General features: G+C 73.3%; 16 protein-coding genes. 5 read left to right on the forward strand and 11 right to left on the reverse strand.

Annotated elements, in window-relative coordinates; all coding sequences use genetic code 11:
• Positions 1-93 precede the first annotated feature (93 nt).
• The gene (locus ABZS77_RS11280) at positions 94-1,818 is read left to right on the forward strand and encodes an exo-alpha-sialidase (RefSeq protein ID WP_354820848.1); all 1,725 of its coding nucleotides are present in this window, start codon (positions 94-96) and stop codon (positions 1,816-1,818) included.
• A 65-nt stretch (positions 1,819-1,883) separates the two neighbouring features.
• On the opposite strand, the gene ABZS77_RS11285 is transcribed toward ABZS77_RS11280, so the two are convergent.
• The 7 genes from ABZS77_RS11285 to ABZS77_RS11315 form a co-directional block, all read right to left on the reverse strand.
• Positions 1,884-2,501 (reverse strand): malonic semialdehyde reductase, encoded by a 618-nt coding sequence (locus ABZS77_RS11285; protein ID WP_354820851.1) that lies wholly within the window; start codon positions 2,499-2,501, stop codon positions 1,884-1,886.
• Positions 2,498-3,061 carry a flavin reductase family protein gene (locus ABZS77_RS11290; protein WP_354820854.1) on the reverse strand — a complete coding sequence of 188 codons (564 nt, stop codon included), beginning with the start codon at positions 3,059-3,061 and terminating at the stop codon, positions 2,498-2,500. The genes ABZS77_RS11285 and ABZS77_RS11290 overlap by 4 nt, the downstream gene beginning before the upstream one ends.
• A complete protein-coding gene (locus ABZS77_RS11295; RefSeq protein WP_354820857.1) occupies positions 3,058-4,392 on the reverse strand; it encodes an LLM class flavin-dependent oxidoreductase in 1,335 nt (444 codons plus the stop codon). The genes ABZS77_RS11290 and ABZS77_RS11295 overlap by 4 nt, the downstream gene beginning before the upstream one ends.
• A gap of 9 nt (positions 4,393-4,401) precedes the next feature.
• Entirely contained in the window at positions 4,402-5,268 is an 867-nt protein-coding gene (locus tag ABZS77_RS11300; RefSeq protein ID WP_354820860.1) for an ABC transporter permease, read from the reverse strand.
• Positions 5,261-6,115: an ABC transporter ATP-binding protein gene (locus ABZS77_RS11305; protein WP_354820863.1), complete on the reverse strand. Its 855-nt coding sequence runs from the start codon at positions 6,113-6,115 to the stop codon at positions 5,261-5,263. The genes ABZS77_RS11300 and ABZS77_RS11305 overlap by 8 nt, the downstream gene beginning before the upstream one ends.
• Positions 6,112-7,143, reverse strand: a complete 1,032-nt coding sequence (locus ABZS77_RS11310) for an ABC transporter substrate-binding protein (protein WP_354820866.1) — start codon at positions 7,141-7,143, stop codon at positions 6,112-6,114. Before ABZS77_RS11310 ends, ABZS77_RS11305 begins: the two co-directional genes overlap by 4 nt.
• Positions 7,144-7,278: 135 nt before the next feature.
• Positions 7,279-7,356: a putative leader peptide gene (locus ABZS77_RS11315; protein WP_349881247.1), complete on the reverse strand. Its 78-nt coding sequence runs from the start codon at positions 7,354-7,356 to the stop codon at positions 7,279-7,281.
• Positions 7,357-7,605: 249 nt separating this feature from the next.
• On the opposite strand from ABZS77_RS11315, the gene ABZS77_RS11320 reads away from it, so the two are divergent.
• Positions 7,606-7,785, forward strand: a complete 180-nt coding sequence (locus tag ABZS77_RS11320) for a DUF4236 domain-containing protein (RefSeq protein WP_030333600.1) — start codon at positions 7,606-7,608, stop codon at positions 7,783-7,785.
• Between the two features lie 158 nt (positions 7,786-7,943).
• Here ABZS77_RS11320 and ABZS77_RS11325 read toward each other — a convergent pair whose 3' ends face one another.
• Positions 7,944-8,837: a hypothetical protein gene (locus ABZS77_RS11325; protein ID WP_354820869.1), complete on the reverse strand. Its 894-nt coding sequence runs from the start codon at positions 8,835-8,837 to the stop codon at positions 7,944-7,946.
• A 24-nt stretch (positions 8,838-8,861) separates the two neighbouring features.
• Complete coding sequence (locus ABZS77_RS11330; protein ID WP_354820872.1) at positions 8,862-9,383, reverse strand: VOC family protein; 522 nt, start codon at positions 9,381-9,383, stop codon at positions 8,862-8,864.
• Positions 9,384-9,432: 49 nt separating this feature from the next.
• Between ABZS77_RS11330 and ABZS77_RS11335 the strand changes: the two genes are divergently transcribed.
• Positions 9,433-9,894 carry a MarR family transcriptional regulator gene (locus ABZS77_RS11335; protein ID WP_354821277.1) on the forward strand — a complete coding sequence of 154 codons (462 nt, stop codon included), beginning with the start codon at positions 9,433-9,435 and terminating at the stop codon, positions 9,892-9,894.
• Between the two features lie 57 nt (positions 9,895-9,951).
• Complete coding sequence (locus ABZS77_RS11340) at positions 9,952-11,517, forward strand: tetratricopeptide repeat protein (protein ID WP_354820875.1); 1,566 nt, start codon at positions 9,952-9,954, stop codon at positions 11,515-11,517.
• A gap of 12 nt (positions 11,518-11,529) precedes the next feature.
• On the opposite strand, the gene ABZS77_RS11345 is transcribed toward ABZS77_RS11340, so the two are convergent.
• Positions 11,530-12,897, reverse strand: coding sequence for an ATP-binding protein (locus ABZS77_RS11345; RefSeq protein ID WP_354821280.1), 1,368 nt, complete (start codon positions 12,895-12,897; stop codon positions 11,530-11,532).
• Positions 12,898-12,956: 59 nt separating this feature from the next.
• Entirely contained in the window at positions 12,957-13,613 is a 657-nt protein-coding gene (locus tag ABZS77_RS11350; RefSeq protein WP_354820878.1) for a response regulator transcription factor, read from the reverse strand.
• Between the two features lie 95 nt (positions 13,614-13,708).
• On the opposite strand from ABZS77_RS11350, the gene ABZS77_RS11355 reads away from it, so the two are divergent.
• Entirely contained in the window at positions 13,709-14,839 is a 1,131-nt protein-coding gene (locus ABZS77_RS11355; protein ID WP_354820881.1) for a sigma-E factor regulatory protein RseB domain-containing protein, read from the forward strand.
• The last annotated feature ends 148 nt before the right edge of the window (positions 14,840-14,987 follow it).

A 14,987-nucleotide genomic window follows, 5' to 3' on the forward strand; every position in this document is an offset into this window, starting at 1 on the left:
AGATATCCGACGTCTTATGCCTTGCATCCCCCGTTCGTACCCCCGTCCCCCGGAAGGAATCCCGTGTCTCCTGTCCGAGCACTACCGCGCCGAGTGACAGCGGTCCTGGCCGCCGTCCTCGGCGTGGCCGCGATCCTGCCCGCCGCGCCCGCGCAGGCCGCCCCCGCCGGCGTGAGCGCCACCGCAAGCGCCGACTGCACGACCGGCCGACTCAACCTGCGGCTCACCAACGGCAGCACCACCGCGCAGACCTTCACCGTCACCTGGCCGGGCCGCACCAACTCGCCCTGGACCCGGACCGTCGCAGCCGGCAGCAGCAGCAACGACCTGTACTGGACCCTCCCGGCGGGCACCGCGTACACGCTGCGCACGACCACCCCGACCGGGCTCGACGACACGTCCGCCGGCATCTTCCACTGCGGCACCGGCATGTCCGCGGTCGCCAGCTACGACTGCACGGCCGGGCGGCTCCAGCTCGCGCTGGAGAACCGCACCACCACCGCCCGGGACTTCACAGTCACTTGGGCCGGGCGCACCGGATCCCCGTGGATCCGCACCATCGCCGCCAGCGGCAACTACCTGCACTACTGGACCGTCGGCGCCGGCACCGCGTACACCCTGCGGGTCACCGCCCCCGGCTTCGACACCACGGTGCGTGGCACCACCGCGTGCGGCCTGGCCGCCGGCACCCCGCAGATGAACACCACTGCGGTGCTGACCACCCAGAGCGTCATCCGCAACCTCAACGGCGCCAACGGCCGGTACGACGGAACGGCCGCCTCGGTGCGCATCCCCGGCATGGCCGTCACCAACAACGGCACGGTCATCGCCGTCGCGGACGCCCGGATCAACGGCTCGTACGACCTCGGTGGCGGCACCAACAACATCCAGATCGCGATGACCCGCAGCACCGACGGCGGGCGTACCTTCGACCAGCCGCGCATCATCCACGCGCCCGCCACCATCAGCGAGGGAGCGGGCGACCCCAGCCTGCTGGTGGACCGCCGGACCGGCACCGTCTACTGCTTCTACACGTACTCCCCCAGGCCGGGCATCAGCTTCTGGTCCGGCTCGTCCGGCCTCAACACGGCGAACGACCCGAACAGCCTGCACCTGCAATACATCACCAGCCGGGACAACGGCGCCACCTGGAGCGCCCCGGTCGAGCTGAACCCGACGATCAAGGTCGCGAGCTGGCAGCAGGCGTTCTTCTCCTCCGGGCACGGCATCCAGACGAGCACGGGCCGCCTGATCCAGCCGTTCGTCTACCGGGACGCGGCGGGTCTCACCCAGACCGCCAACGTCTACAGCGACGACAACGGCGTGACGTGGCGACGCGGTGGACCCGCCGGCGGGAACATCAACGAGAGCAAGGCCGTCGAGCGCGGCACCGGGGCCATCGTGCAGAACATGCGGCACAACAGCACCCGTAGCCGGTTCTACTCGACGTCCACCGACGGGGCTGTGACGTTCGGCCCGGCCACCGCCAGCGCGCTGCTGACCGACCCGCTCTGCAACGCCGACGAGATCTCCTACCTGCGCCCGTCCGAGGTGGGCGCGAACGGCGCGCCGGTACGCACCCGCACCGCCCTGTTCAGCAACAACGCGGCCCCGACCGCGCGCAACGACCTCACCGTACGGCTGTCCACCGACGACGGTGCGAGTTGGCCGGCCCGGGCGCTGGTCAAGCCGGGCGGCGCGGGCTACTCCACGATGGCCGTGCTGAACGACGGGACGGTCGGCAACCTGTACGAGGTCGGCAACACCGGCGGGATCTTCTTCGCCCGCTTCACTGTCGACTGGGTCAAGGGCGCCTGACCCCGCGACCTCGCGTCCCCGGTGCCGGCGTCACGCCGGCACCGGGGACGGTCCCGTTCCCCCGCTCAACCGTCGAGGGTGCGGACCACCTCTCCGGTGTCCAGCCGGGGCAGGCGTGCCGGCCCGGTGTGCGGGGCCGGATGCCCGAGGTTGAGCAGGAGCAGCACCTCGTGGCGACCGTCGGGAAGGAACTCCCGCTGCACGCCCGCGGCGTCGAACCCGGCCATCGGGCCGGCGGCGAGACCGGCGGCCCGGACGCCGACGATCAGGTAGCCGATCTGCAGGGTCGCGTTGAAGCGGGCCTGCTCGACCCGCGCCGCCCGGTCCGCCAGCCATTCCCGGGCCTGCGGACGGTGCGGATACAGCTCGGGCAGCCGCTCGTGGAAGTCCACGTCGGCGGCGAGGATCGCGGTCAGCGGGGCGCTGGCCGTCTTGGCCCGGTTGCCGCTCGACAGGTACGGCAGCAGCCGGGCCCGGGACTCCGGCGAGCGCAGCAGCAGCACCCGCAGCGGCTGGCCGTTGTACGCGGTCGGCCCGTACCGGATCAGGTCGTGGATCGCCGCGACCTGCGCGTCGGTGACCGGCTCGTCGGTGAACGGCCCGGCCGTACGGGCCTCTCGGAACAGCAGGTCCTGGGCGGCCCGGTCCAGCGCGAGCAGCTCGGACGTGGTCGGTGCGCTCACGCTGGCGCCGCCGTGGTGTAGCCGCCCCGGTGGTGCACCAGCGGGGCACCGTCACCGCCGTCGCCGAGGGCCAGCGGTTCGGCGATCACCAGCGTGTGGTCGCCGGCCGGGACCCGGTGCACGACACGGCAGAGGAGTCGGGCCAGCACCCCGCCGAGCAGCGGCACCCCGAACGGTCCCGGGGTCCAGTCCGGGTACGCGGCGAAGCGGTCGATGCCGCTGGTGGCGAAGATGGTGGCCGCGTCCCGCTGCCCCTGGGCCAGCAGGTGCACGGCGACGTGCTCGGCGCGGGCCAGCACCGGCCAGCTCGACGACGCGACCCCGAGGCAGAACGAGACCAGCGGCGGGTCCAGCGACACCGAGGTGAACGAGGTCGCGGTGAACCCGGCCCGCAGCGGCGCTCCGATCCCGCCGGGGTGGGCCGGGTCGGTGGCCCTCGCCACGGCGGTGACCACTGTGACGCTCGTGGCCTGCCGGCGCAGCAGCGCGCGGAACAGGTCCCGGTCGACGGGCCGCAGTCCGGCGGTGGCGTCCGCCGTCGGCCGCTCCACGGTGGTCATGCCGGCACCAGGGTCGGCGCGGCGTACGCGCTCGCCGGTCGGGGCAGCCCGTAGTGCTCGCGCAGCGTCCGCCCGGTGTACTCGCTCCGGAACAGCCCTCGGGCGCGCAGCACGGGCACCACGTGGTCGACGAAGTCGGCCAGGCCGCCGGGCAGGTGCGGCGGCATGATGTTGAACCCGTCGGCGGCGCCGTGGGTGAACCACAGCTCGATCTGGTCGGCGATCTGCTCCGGGGTGCCGGCGACGACCCGGTGGCCCCGACCGCCGCCGAGCCGGCCGATGAGCTGCCGGACGGTGAGCTGTTCCCGGCGGGCCAGCTCGGTGACGAGCTGGTAGCGACTCTGGTGCGCCTGCACGGTGCCGGAGTCTGGCAGCTCGGGCAGCGGCCCGTCCAGTGGCAGGCCGGTGAGGTCGACGCCGAGCATCCCGGAGAGCTGGGCGAGGGCGTGGTCGGGGACGATCAGCGCCTCCAGCTCGGCGGCGAGCGCCCGCGCCTCGGCCTCGGTGCCGCCGATCACCGGGGCGATGCCGGGCAGCACCTTCACCAGGTCGGGGTTGCGCCCGGCGGCGGTGACCTGCCGGCGCAGCTCGGCGTAGAAGCCCTGCCCGTCGGCGAGGGTCTGCTGGGCGGTGAAGACCGCCTCGGCGTACCGGGCGGCGAAGGCGATCCCGTCCGGCGACGAGCCGGCCTGCACCAGCAGCGGCCGGCCCTGCGGGCCGCGGGGGACGTTCAGCGGGCCCCGGATCTGGAACTCCGGCCCCCGGTGGGCCACCTCGTGCACCCGGTCGGTGTCGGCGAACACCCCGGCGGAGGTGTCGAAGACCAGGGCGTCGTCCTCCCAGCTGTCCCAGAGCTTGATCGCCACGTCGACGAACTCGGCGGCCCGCCGGTGCCGGTCGGCGTGCGCGGGGTGGCTGTCCCGGCTGAAGTTGACCGCCTCGCGCTCCTGCGCGGAGGTGACGATGTTCCAGCCGGCGCGTCCGCCGCTGAGGTGGTCCAGCGAGGCGAACTTGCGGGCGACGTGGAACGGCTCGTTGTAGGTGGTGGAGACCGTCGCGATGAGACCGATGTTCTCGGTCACCGCGGCCAGCGAGGCGAGCAGGGTCAACGGTTCGAAGACGGCCTGGATGTTGTGCCGGGGGTTCGGCCCGACCGACAGCCCGTCGGCGAGGAACAGCGAGTCGAGGGTGCCGCGCTCGGCGATGCGGGCCAGCTCCTGGAAGTGCCGCACGTCGGTGACCCGGCGCGGGTCGGTGCGGGGGTGCCGCCAGGCGGCCTCGTGGTGGCCGACGCCCATCAGGAACGCGTTGAGGTGCAGGGTTCGAGGCATGAGAGTGTCCTATCCGGCGGAGACGTCGACGCGCCAGGTGGAGAAGCGACGTTCGAGGGCGACGAGGAGCTGGTTGACGACCAGGCCGATGGCGGAGATCGTGATGATTCCCGAGTACATGTCGGGGATCGCGAAGTTGTACTGCGCGTAGTTGACGAGGTAGCCGAGCCCGGCCTTCGCGCCGACCATCTCGGCCGCGACGAGCACCAGGATCGAGTACGCCCCGGCCAGCCGTACGCCGGTGAAGATGGTCGGCACCGCGGCCGGCAGGATCACCTTCTGGAACAGCCGCAGATGGTCCAGGCCCATCGAGCGGGCCGAACGGATCAGCAGCGGGTCGACGCCCTTCACGCCGGCGATGGTGTTCAGCAGGATCGGCCAGGAGCACGCGTACAGCACCAGGGCGATCTTGGAGGTCTCCCCCAGGCCGAGGATGAGCACGAACACCGGCAGCAGGGCCAGCGCCGCGGTGTTGCGGAACACCTCCAGCAGTGGGCTGAGCAGTTCGGCGAGCGGCCGGTACCAGCCGATCAGCAGCCCGAGCGGTATCGCGGTGAGCACCGCCAGGCCGAGCCCGGCCAGGGACCGGGTCAGGCTCGCGCCGACGTGCTCGGCGAGCTGCCCGCTGCGCAGCAGCTCCCACCAGGCCACCAGCACCTCGGACAGCGGGGGCAGGAAGACCCGGTCGACCAGACCGAGCCGGGGAGCGCCCTCCCAGATCGCGGCCAGCGCGACGATCGCGGCCGTACGGTGCAGGACCTTCCCACCGACACCGAGCAGCCGGGCGGCCAGGCCGGGGCCGGTGGCGTCGCTTGTCGCGTCGGGCACGGCGGTCGGGGCCGCCAGCCGGGTGGGACGTTCGGCGATGTCAACCAACGCGGGCCTCCTCGGTGTGGGCGGTGCGGCTGCCGGTGGTGCCCTCGGCGGCCTGGGCCGCGCGTACCTCGTCGCGCAGCAGGGTCCAGATCTCGTGGCGGTGGTGCCGGAACGCGTCGGTGGAGCGCACGTCCTCGGCCGCGTCCCGGTCGCCCAGGTCGACGTCGATGACCTGCTTGAGCCGCCCGGGTCGGGACGTCAGCACCGCCACCCGCTGACCCAGGTACACGGCCTCGTCGATGCCGTGGGTGATGAACACGATGGTCTTGCCGGTACGCGCCCAGATGCGCACCAACTCGTCCTGCAACGAGTCGCGGGTCTGCGCGTCCAGGGCGGCGAACGGCTCGTCCATCAGCAGCACGTCCGGGTCGTACGCGAGACTGCGGGCGATGGCGACCCGCTGTTTCATCCCGCCGGACAGCTCGTGCGGGTAGCGGTCGGCGAAGCCGCGCAGGCCCACCAGGTCCAGGTGGTGGGCGATCAGGTCGGCGCGTTCGGCCCGGGGTACGCCCTTGGCCTCCAGCCCGAACGCGACGTTGCCGGCGGCGGTGCGCCAGGGCAGCAGCGCGTACTGCTGAAAGACGATGCCCCGGTCCAGGCCGGGCCCGGTGACCGGCCGGCCGTCGACGAGCACCTGCCCACCTGTCGGTTTGGTGAGCCCGCCGAGCAGGTCGAGCAGGGTGGACTTGCCGCAGCCGCTGGGGCCGACGACGACCAGGAACTCGCCGGGGCGTACACCGAGGGTCACCTGGTCCAGCGCGGTGACCGCGCCGGCAACGCCACGGCGGGTGGCGCGGACTCCGAAGGTCTTGCTCACCCGGTCGAACAGGATCTTGTGGGTGCTCACGCGCCACCCCCGTCCACGAACGGGTTGAACCGGTTGGTGAAGATGTCGGCCGGCTTCGGGCGGTCGCCCCTGAGTTCGCCCTCGGCGGCGAGCCAGTCGATCCAGGTGCCGAACTCCTGCTCGGTGATCACGCCGCCGCGTCCGGCGACGCCACTGCTCTTCCAGTACGCGACGAGCGACGGGTCCTCGTTGCGGCCACGCTTGGCGATGATGTCCCGCATCCGGGCGACCACGGTCTCCCGGGGTTGGGTACGGGCCCACTCGATGGCCTTGCCGACGCCGGTGACGAACGCCTTCACGGTCTCCGGGTTGCGTTTGATGAAGTCGTCGCGGAAGACGTACGTGCCGGCGCTGAACGCGCCGAGCAGGTCGTAGTCGGTGACGATGGTGCGGATGCCGCCACTGTCGACGGCCTTGTCGCGGATCACTCCGCCGAGCACCGCGACGTCGATCTGCCTCTGCCGCAGCGACTGTTCGGCGTTCACCGGCGGCAGGGCGACAAGCTCGACCTGCTTGATCTCGGCGGGGCTGAGGCCGCCGCGGGCGAGCCAGGTCTTGAGCACGGCCTCGGCGTGCGCGCCGAGGGTGTTCATGCCGACCTTGCGGCCGATCAGGTCGCGGGCGGTCCGGATCGGGCTGTCGTCGAGCACGTAGTAGCCCTGGAAGGTCTGCGCGTCGGAGCCGTAGTAGCTGACCACGGCGGTGATCGGCGCGTTGGCCGCGGCGAGCTTGACGATCGCGCCGTTGAACGCGCCACCGAAGTCGCTCTGCCCGGTGGCGGTGGCCTGGATGTCCTGCGGGCCACCTGTCACGTTGCCGATCCACTTCAGCCGGACGTCGCCGAGGTAGCCGAGGTCGGCGGCGAGTTCGGGGAGGGTGACCTGGCCGACGGAGCCCTGGTAGCGCAGCTCGGTGGCCTGCCCGGCACCGGCCTGGGCGTCGCCGCCGCAGCCGGCCGCGCCGGTGAGCAGGGTCAGCGCGGTGGCGGCGGCGAGGGTACGCAGGAGGGTACGACGGGGTGGGGACATGAGGAGTCTCCTGATCTGTCCACGGTGGGAGCGAGGGGACGCCCGGATGCGGGGCGTGGAGGCACGCCGCTCCGCGATGAGCGGGCGAGCGGTGTGAGTGCGGCGATGGGAGCCGAGCCGGGTGAACCGGTCAGCTCAACAGAGCGCGCTCGCGTGCCGGACCAGGTCGACGTGCACGCGAGCGGTGAGAAGGAGCTCGTCCCGCTGCGACATGACCTCATGCTGCCGGCAGTGGGATCGACAGGTCAACGGTCGCCCAGAAGGTGAGACTTGTATCGCCGCCGATGTTACGAAGCGCCCCCAGCAGGGTTTACCCTCGCGCAACACCTATCTGGTTACTAGAGATTCCAGCTCCGCGTCGTGTCACCGTCCACGCGGGACGGCGAGGGGGTTTCAGAAATCGCCGGTTCGGGAATGTTCGATCTCGACACGGCAGGGAACGGTGACGAGGGGAGTCCTCCGATGGGCCTCATGTTTCGCAAGCGCAAGAAGTACGGTCCGATCATCCTGAACTTCACCGAGAACGGCTTCTCCTCGTGGAGCATCAAGATCGGGCGCTGGTCCTGGAACTCCAAGGCGCGGGCGCACCGGGTCGACCTGCCGGGTCCGCTGTCCTGGAAGCAGGACAAGTCCCGGTCGTAGCCATCCCGGGGGTCGAGCGGGGTGCCGGTGATTCACCGGCACCCCGCTCGGCTGTCCGGCCACCTTCCACGCGGGCAACTCGCCGCCGGTGCACCACGCGGCGACGCCGAGGCCGGCGCTGGTCCGGCTGGTGGTCGCCACCGGGGCGTCGATAGCCGTCAAGCAGTTGACGGCCCGACGCGAGCGGGGATGATCAGCACGTCACCGCCGAGCCTGCCGTGTTCCGGGTCCCGGACCACCGCGCCGGAGTGCAGCAGGTCGGCGAGCGCACGGTTGGCGTCAGCGGCACGGTAGACGGTCGCGGTGAGGGTGTGCCGACGCAGGTCGGTGACCGGCAGCGGTCCACCCCGGCGCAGCTCGGCCAGCAGTTCGCGGCCCAGAGGTTGGAGATCGGGATCGCCGGTCACGTCGACGGTGACGCCCGCGTCGTCGCGGTAGCGGACGCCGAGCTCCGCGCCCACCGCCCAGAGCGCCTCGCGGACCGCCTCCAGACTCCGGTCCGAGCGACTGCCGAACGCGACGACGCCCGCCGTCCCGCCGTCCGGCAGCACCGGCGCCACCTCGGCGACCAGCGGGAAGCCGATCGCGGCGAGCGCGTCGCGGGCAGTGGCGCCCGCGTGCAGCAGCACCTCACCGGTACGCCCGTTCGCGGTGGCGGTGAGCACGTCGGCGCTCACCGCGCCGGGCACGGCCAGGAAACTGAACAGCGGCGAGCCGGCCGCGCCGGCCGCCTTCACCGCGACCGGCAGCCGGTCCGGGGCGCCCGGCAGCACGTGCACGGTCACCTCGGCGGGCAGCTCCGCCTCGATCGGTCCGAGTCGGGCCGGCAGGTCGGCGGCGCCGTCGGCAAGCACCAGCACGGTCACCTGCCGGCCGCGTACCTGGGCGGCGTGGTCGGCGACCACCCGCAGCGCGGCCTGGGCGGCGCCCTCGTCGACGCCGGCCAGCGCGACCGAGGCCCGCCGGGAGCGGTGCAGGGCCGTGGGCAGCCAGGTCGTCAACTGGCGGACCAGCAGCTCGCGGAGGAAATCGGTGGTCCGGTCGGTCGGCATCGGTCCGTTCTACCGTACGACCGGTCAGGCCGGGACGGAGATCCCCACCCCGCCCCGGGTCTGCCCGCCGTAACGCCGCCGCTCGGCGTCCAGGTCGAGCCGACCGATCTGCTTGCGGGCGGCGAGCGCGCTGTCGTCGAGCAGGTCGGCGGGGATCAGCCAGACGATCTCGAACTCCAGGCCATCCGGGTCCCTGCCGTAGAGGCTCTTGGTGGTGCCGTGGTCGGAGGTGCCGACCAGCGCGCCGGCGGCGGCGAGCCGCTCGGCGGTGGCGGCCAGCTCGTCGAGGGTGTCGACCTCCCAGGCCAGGTGGTAGAGGCCGACGGTGGACCGGCCGGCGGCCGACCGCCCGGCGCCGGCGCCGATCTCGAACAGGCCGAGGTCGTGGTCGTTCGTCGAGTCGGGGGCCTGGAGGAAGGTGGCGCCCCGGAAGCCGTCCGGGGTCATCGCCACCGGACGGAAGCCCAGCACGTCCCGGTAGAAGGCGACGCTGCGGGCGAGATCGCTGACGTACAGGACCGCGTGGTTGAGCCGGTGGATACCCATGACCCCAGAGTAGCGCCGTTTAGTTGAGCGTTCAACCATCGGGGGTATGATGGTCGTCATGACCCGCTGGTTGAACCCCGACGAGCAGCGCACCTGGCGCGCGTACCTCACCGCCTCGCGGGCGCTGATGGACACGCTCGACCGTGAACTGCAACGCGACGCCGGCATGCCGCACGCCTACTACGAGATCCTGGTCCGACTCTCCGAGGCCCCCGGCCGGCAACTACGGATGAGCGACCTGGCCGAGGCGGCCGGCTCGTCGCGCAGCCGACTCTCGCACGCGGTGGCCCGACTGGAGGCCGCCGGCTGGGTGCGCCGCGAGGAGTGCCCCACCGACCGGCGTGGACAGATCGCGGTCCTCACCGACGACGGATTCGCCACCCTCGCGGCCGCGGCCCCCGGCCACGTCGAGGGGGTACGCCGGCACCTGTTCGACGCGTTGAGCCCGGCCCAGGTCGACCAACTACGCCGGATCAGCGAAACGTTGGCCGAGCACCTGACCAGATCCTGACCGATCGACACCGCCGTGGGTCTTGTACTTACCGTCGCCGGTTGAGCACGATGGGGCGTGCCCTCCGGCTTCGGCGACCTCACTGATCAGGCGCACCACCTCGTGTCCTCCGGGGATCTGGCGGGCGCGCAGCGGCTGCTCTCCGACGCGCTCACCGACGCCGACCCCCGCCCGGCCAACGCGACCCCCGAGCTGGCCGAGGCCGCCAGCCTCCAGGCGCGCGTCCTGGTCGCCCTCGGCGAACCGCACTCCGCACGTGGTTGGGCCGCCTTCGCGTACGCGGCCACCACCCGGCTGCACGGCCGCTCCGACCCGCGTACGGTGGCCGCCGCCGCGACCCTGGCGGCGGTGCTGCACCGGGTCGGCAGCCACTCCCGAGCCGCCCGGCTCTACCAGGAAGTCATCATCGAGCTGACCGCACAGGACGGTCCGGAGTCGCTGCGGGTGCTCGCCGCGCACGCCGACCTGGCCACCGTCGAGTACGCGCGCGGCCAGTGCACGGTGGCGCGTGACCGCCTCCAGGACGCCTGGGAGCTGCACCGCGAGGTGTACGGCGACGGCCACCCCAGTGGCATCAAGATGCTGGCTCGGCTCGGCGCGATGCAGCGTGACTGCGGGCAGTTCGCGGAGGCGCACGACAACCTGGCGTTGGCCCGCGAGCTGTGCCGGCAGCACCTGCCGGCCGACGACCCGTTGGCGGCGCAGGTGGCGACGCTGGCGCGGGCGGCGGCGAACCCGGACCACGTCTGCGCCGACGAGCCGTCCACCACCGGGGACGCCCCGACGGTGCCCGCCGCCCGCGTCCCCCCGCTCGACGACGGGCCGGTCGAGTCCGGCTACCACCCGCCGCAGCAGGCCGGGTCGACGGCGACCGGCGGGGCCGTTCCGACCCCCCGGGCACCGGCCGACGAGCCGGGTGGGGGCGCTGCCTGGCCACCCGAGCCGGTCGACGAACCCGACCCGCCCGCCACCGGGACCCCGGTCCCCCCGTCGGTCGTCGGGCTGGCCGGCGCGACCCAGGAGCAGTCCGGGGTGTACCGGCTGCGCCGACCCGAGGGCGACCCGTACGCGCCACTGGAGCCGTACACGCCGTCGCGTCTGCTGCCGGTGCCCGTGCACCGGGCTCCGGGGCAGCCGCGCAACCGTCTGGTGCCGGTGCTGGTCGCCGGCGTGGTCGTGGTGCTGCTCGGGGCCGCCGCGGTGATCGCCGGGGTGGCGCGGGTCGACGGTGACGACGACCCGGCCCCGCCACCGGCCAGCGCCTCCCCCACCGCCGGCCCACCGGTGACGACCGCGCCGACCCCGGGTGCCGCACCGACCTCGGCTGACGCCGCACCGAGCGCCGCCGCGCCCGGCAGCCCGCCCGGCGCGGTGACCCTGCGCGACACCCGGGACAGCATCACGCTGCGCTGGACCTACCCAGCCGGCGGCGAGGGGCCGGTGGTCATCGCCGGCGGCCGCACCGGCCAGGAGCGCAACGTCTTCGCGACGCTGCCCGCCGGCACCACCAGCTACGTCATCTACGCGCTCAACCGCACGAACGACTACTGCTTCACCGTGGCTGTCGTCTGGTCCACCGACACCGTGGCCAGCTCCGAGCAGGTCTGCACCCGCAGGCGCTGACCCCGGCGCCCGTCACCTGTGGCCGTTGCCGTCCGTGGCCGGCAGCGCGGGCAGCAGGAGGCGCACCCGCAGGCCCGCCGGCTGGCCGTCGGCGTCGGTCAGGGCGATGCTGCCGCCGGCGCGTCGTACCAGCTCCCGCACGATGGCCAGGCCGAGGCCGGCGCCGCCGTCGTCGCGGGCCCGGCCGTCGTCGAGCCGCGTGAACCGGCCGAAGACCCGCTCCCGGTCGGCCACCGGGACGCCGGGGCCGTCGTCGGTCACCGTCACCAGGTGGTACGTCGCTCCCCCGGCCCCGGTCTCGACGTCCGCCTCGGCGGCGAGCAGCACGCTGCCGCGGGCGTGTCGGACCGCGTTGTCGACCAGGTTCGCCAGCACCCGGCGCAGCTCGTCGGCGTTCCCGACCGTCCACAGCGACCCGGTCGACGGTGCCACGGACACGGGCGGCGACGGGTAGCGCGCGGCGACCTCGGTCAGCAGGCCACCCAGCTCCACCGGGCCACCCCCGCGCGCCTGCGGCGCCTCGTCCAGGCGGGCCAGCAGCAGCAGGTCGTCGACCAGCCGGCTGAGCCGTTCGGTGTCGGTGAGCAGGTTGCCGGTCACCGCCGTCCAGTCGGTCCGGTCGGCGAGCCGCTGGGCCACCTCCAGCTCGGTCCGGATGTTCGTCAGCGGGCTGCGCAGCTCGTGCGCCGCGTCGGAGACGAACACCCGCTGCCGGACGCGCGCCGACTCCAACCGGTCCAGCATGCCGTTGAGGGTGACCGCCAGCCGATGGATCTCGTCGGCCGAGGCGGGCACCGGCAGCCGACCCGTCCCGGCGCGTCCGGTGATCTCCTCGGCACCCCGACGCAGCGCCTCGACCGGCCGCAGCGTCGCGCCCACCACCCGCCACGCCACCGCCGCCAGCACCGCCACCAGCAGCGGGAACGCCACCAGCAGGATGATCCGGACGACGTGCGTGCTGTGCCGTACGTCGGCCATCGAGCGGGCGACCAGGACGGTCAACGGATCGGCGGCCGTGCCGGCGGGCACGGTGACCACCCGCACCGGACCCGCGAGCCCGACCCGCTCCGCCGGCACCTCAAGCCGTTGCCGCCGGCCCGGGTCCAGCCGCTGCGGCCGGACCATCGGCACCAGCCGGTCCGCGTCGATGGAGGCGGCCCGGATCCGCCCCTGCGCGTCGACGACCTGCACCCGGACCTGCCCACCGGCCACCGGAAGCGGGTCCGGGAGCGCGTCCTCGGCGGCGAGCAGGGCGACCGCGTCGGCGGTCCGGAACGCCTCGGTGTCCACGGTGCGTTGCAGCACGAACCCGAGCGCGCCGAGCAGCACCACCCCGCCGAGCGCCAACCCGACGGTGAGGCCGAACACCCCGATCGCCATGAGCCGCCCCCGCAGCCCCAGCGCCGGCAGCCGGCCCCGCCACCGCCGGCCGACCCCGGTCACGTCGCCAGCCGGTAGCCGGCGCCCCGCACGGTCTCCAGCCGGTCCCGGCCGAGCTTGCGGCGCAGGTAGCCGACGTACACCTCGACGGCGTTCGGCGCGGTCTGGACGCTGGCGTCCCAGACGTGGTCCAACAGCTCGATCTTGGAGACGACCTGGCCGGGACGGCGCATCAGGTAGTCCAGCAACGCGTACTCCCGGGCGGTGAGCGTCACCTCGGCGTCGGCCCGGGTGACCCGCCGCCTGGCCGGGTCCAGCCGCAGGTCGCCGACCGTGAGCACGGTCGGGCGTTCCGGCGCGCCCCGGCGCAGCAACGCCCGCAGGCGGGCCAGCAGCACCACGTACGAGAAGGGCTTGGTCAGGTAGTCGTCCGCGCCACAGTCGAGGCCGTCGGCCTGGTCGTACTCGCCGTCCTTGGCGGAGAGCATCAGCACCGGCAGCCAGTGCTGCTCGGCGCGCAGCCGTCGGACCAGCTCGTAGCCGGACAGGCCGGGCAGCATCACGTCGAGGATCATCGCGTCGTACCCGCCGTGCCGGGCCGCGTCCAGGCCGGCCGGGCCGGTCGCCGCCACGTCCACCGCGAACCCCTCCGCCTGCAGACCGCGTCGCAGGGCGTCCGCCAACCGGGTCTCGTCCTCCACCACCAGCAACCGCACAGCTCAAGGGTGCCACCCGGGTCAACGCTGGCGGATCGGCGTCCTCAGCCCGTTCACAGCCGGGACCGGGCAGGATGGTGTGCAGGAGGTGCACCATGTCCGTTCTGAGAAGCCGACCCGTCCTGCGCTGGCTGGTCCCCGCGACCGCCGCCGTCGCCGTCATCGGCGGTGGCGCGGCCATCGGCACGTTCGCCGCCGAGGCCGAACCGAGCCTGCCGCCCCGTACCGCCGCCCAGCTCCTGGTCGACCTGCAGACCTCCCGGCTGGAGGGGTTGTCCGGCACCGTCGTGCAACGCGCCGACCTGGGTCTGCCGCCTCTACTCGGACTGGTGCCCGGCAACGACGTGACCACCCTGCTGACCGGTACGCACACCCTGCGGGTCTGGTACTCGGGGCCGGAGCGGCAGCGGGTCGCGCTGCTGGACACCCTCGGCGAGCAGGACGTGATCCGCAACGGCCGGGACCTGTGGACCTGGCAGAGCCGCACCAACACCGCCAGCCACCGCACCCTGGGCGACGGCACCGCCGAGAAGGCGGCGCCGGAAGCACGCGCGAGTCTGCCGGCCACCCCGCAGGAGGCCGCCGACCTGGCGTTGGGCGCCATCGACCCGAGCACCGAGGTCAGCGTCGGCCGGGCCGCCACCGTCGCCGGCCACGACGCGTACGAGCTGGTCCTCCAGCCGCGCGACCGCGACTCGCTGGTGCATCAGCTGCGCGTCGCCATCGACGCCGAGCAGCACGTGCCGCTGCGTTTCGAGGTGCTGGCCAAGGGCAGCGACCAGCCGGCCTTCGAGGTGGCGTTCACCCAGGTCGACTACCGGCGTCCCGACGCGGACCAGTTCACGTTCAACCCGCCGCCCGGGGTGACCGTGAAGGAGGACACCGCCGAGCGGCCGGCCGCCGGTGGCAGGCCCGAGCACGCCGCGCCGACCGGTGACCCCGGCGTACGGGCCGTCGGCTCCGGCTGGACGACCGTGCTGGTCGCCAAGCTCGACGGTGCGACGGGTGGCAAGCCGGCCGACGCCAAGCCCGCCGTGCCACCGGCCGGTGCCGCACCGGACGTGGACGTGTCGAAGCTGCTCGGCGGGTTGCCCGCGGTCAGCGGCGACTGGGGCAGCGGCCGACTGCTCACCAGCAGGCTGTTCAGTGTGCTGCTCACCGACGACGGCCGGGTGCTGGCCGGCGCGGTCACGCCGGAACGGCTCTACCAGGCCGCTCGCGGCTGATCTCTCCCTCGAACACGCGCCGGGTCGACCACTGGTCGGCCCGGCGCTTCGTCGCGTCGATCACGTCGGCCGTTCGGCTTGGTGTGAGCCGACGGAACGCGCTATCTTCAACAATTCGAGGGCACAAAAAAGAACGGCTCGAAAGCCG

The sequence above is a fragment of the Micromonospora sp. NPDC005298 genome (assembly GCF_040607375.1).
Taxonomy (GTDB): domain Bacteria; phylum Actinomycetota; class Actinomycetes; order Mycobacteriales; family Micromonosporaceae; genus Micromonospora.

Excerpts from the sequence above, each read along its gene's own strand:
- ABZS77_RS11345 (WP_354821280.1), bottom strand. The coding sequence starts at position 12,897 with ATGGCGATCGGGGTGTTCGGCCTCACCGTCGGGTTGGCGCTCGGCGGG.
- ABZS77_RS11320 (WP_030333600.1), top strand. The coding sequence starts at position 7,606 with ATGGGCCTCATGTTTCGCAAGCGCAAGAAGTACGGTCCGATCATCCTG.
- ABZS77_RS11315 (WP_349881247.1), bottom strand. The coding sequence starts at position 7,356 with ATGTCGCAGCGGGACGAGCTCCTTCTCACCGCTCGCGTGCACGTCGAC.
- ABZS77_RS11335 (WP_354821277.1), top strand. The coding sequence starts at position 9,433 with ATGGTCGTCATGACCCGCTGGTTGAACCCCGACGAGCAGCGCACCTGG.
- ABZS77_RS11290 (WP_354820854.1), bottom strand. The coding sequence starts at position 3,061 with ATGACCACCGTGGAGCGGCCGACGGCGGACGCCACCGCCGGACTGCGG.
- ABZS77_RS11310 (WP_354820866.1), bottom strand. The coding sequence starts at position 7,143 with ATGTCCCCACCCCGTCGTACCCTCCTGCGTACCCTCGCCGCCGCCACC.
- ABZS77_RS11355 (WP_354820881.1), top strand. The coding sequence starts at position 13,709 with ATGTCCGTTCTGAGAAGCCGACCCGTCCTGCGCTGGCTGGTCCCCGCG.
- ABZS77_RS11295 (WP_354820857.1), bottom strand. The coding sequence starts at position 4,392 with ATGCCTCGAACCCTGCACCTCAACGCGTTCCTGATGGGCGTCGGCCAC.
- ABZS77_RS11325 (WP_354820869.1), bottom strand. The coding sequence starts at position 8,837 with ATGCCGACCGACCGGACCACCGATTTCCTCCGCGAGCTGCTGGTCCGC.
- ABZS77_RS11330 (WP_354820872.1), bottom strand. The coding sequence starts at position 9,383 with ATGGGTATCCACCGGCTCAACCACGCGGTCCTGTACGTCAGCGATCTC.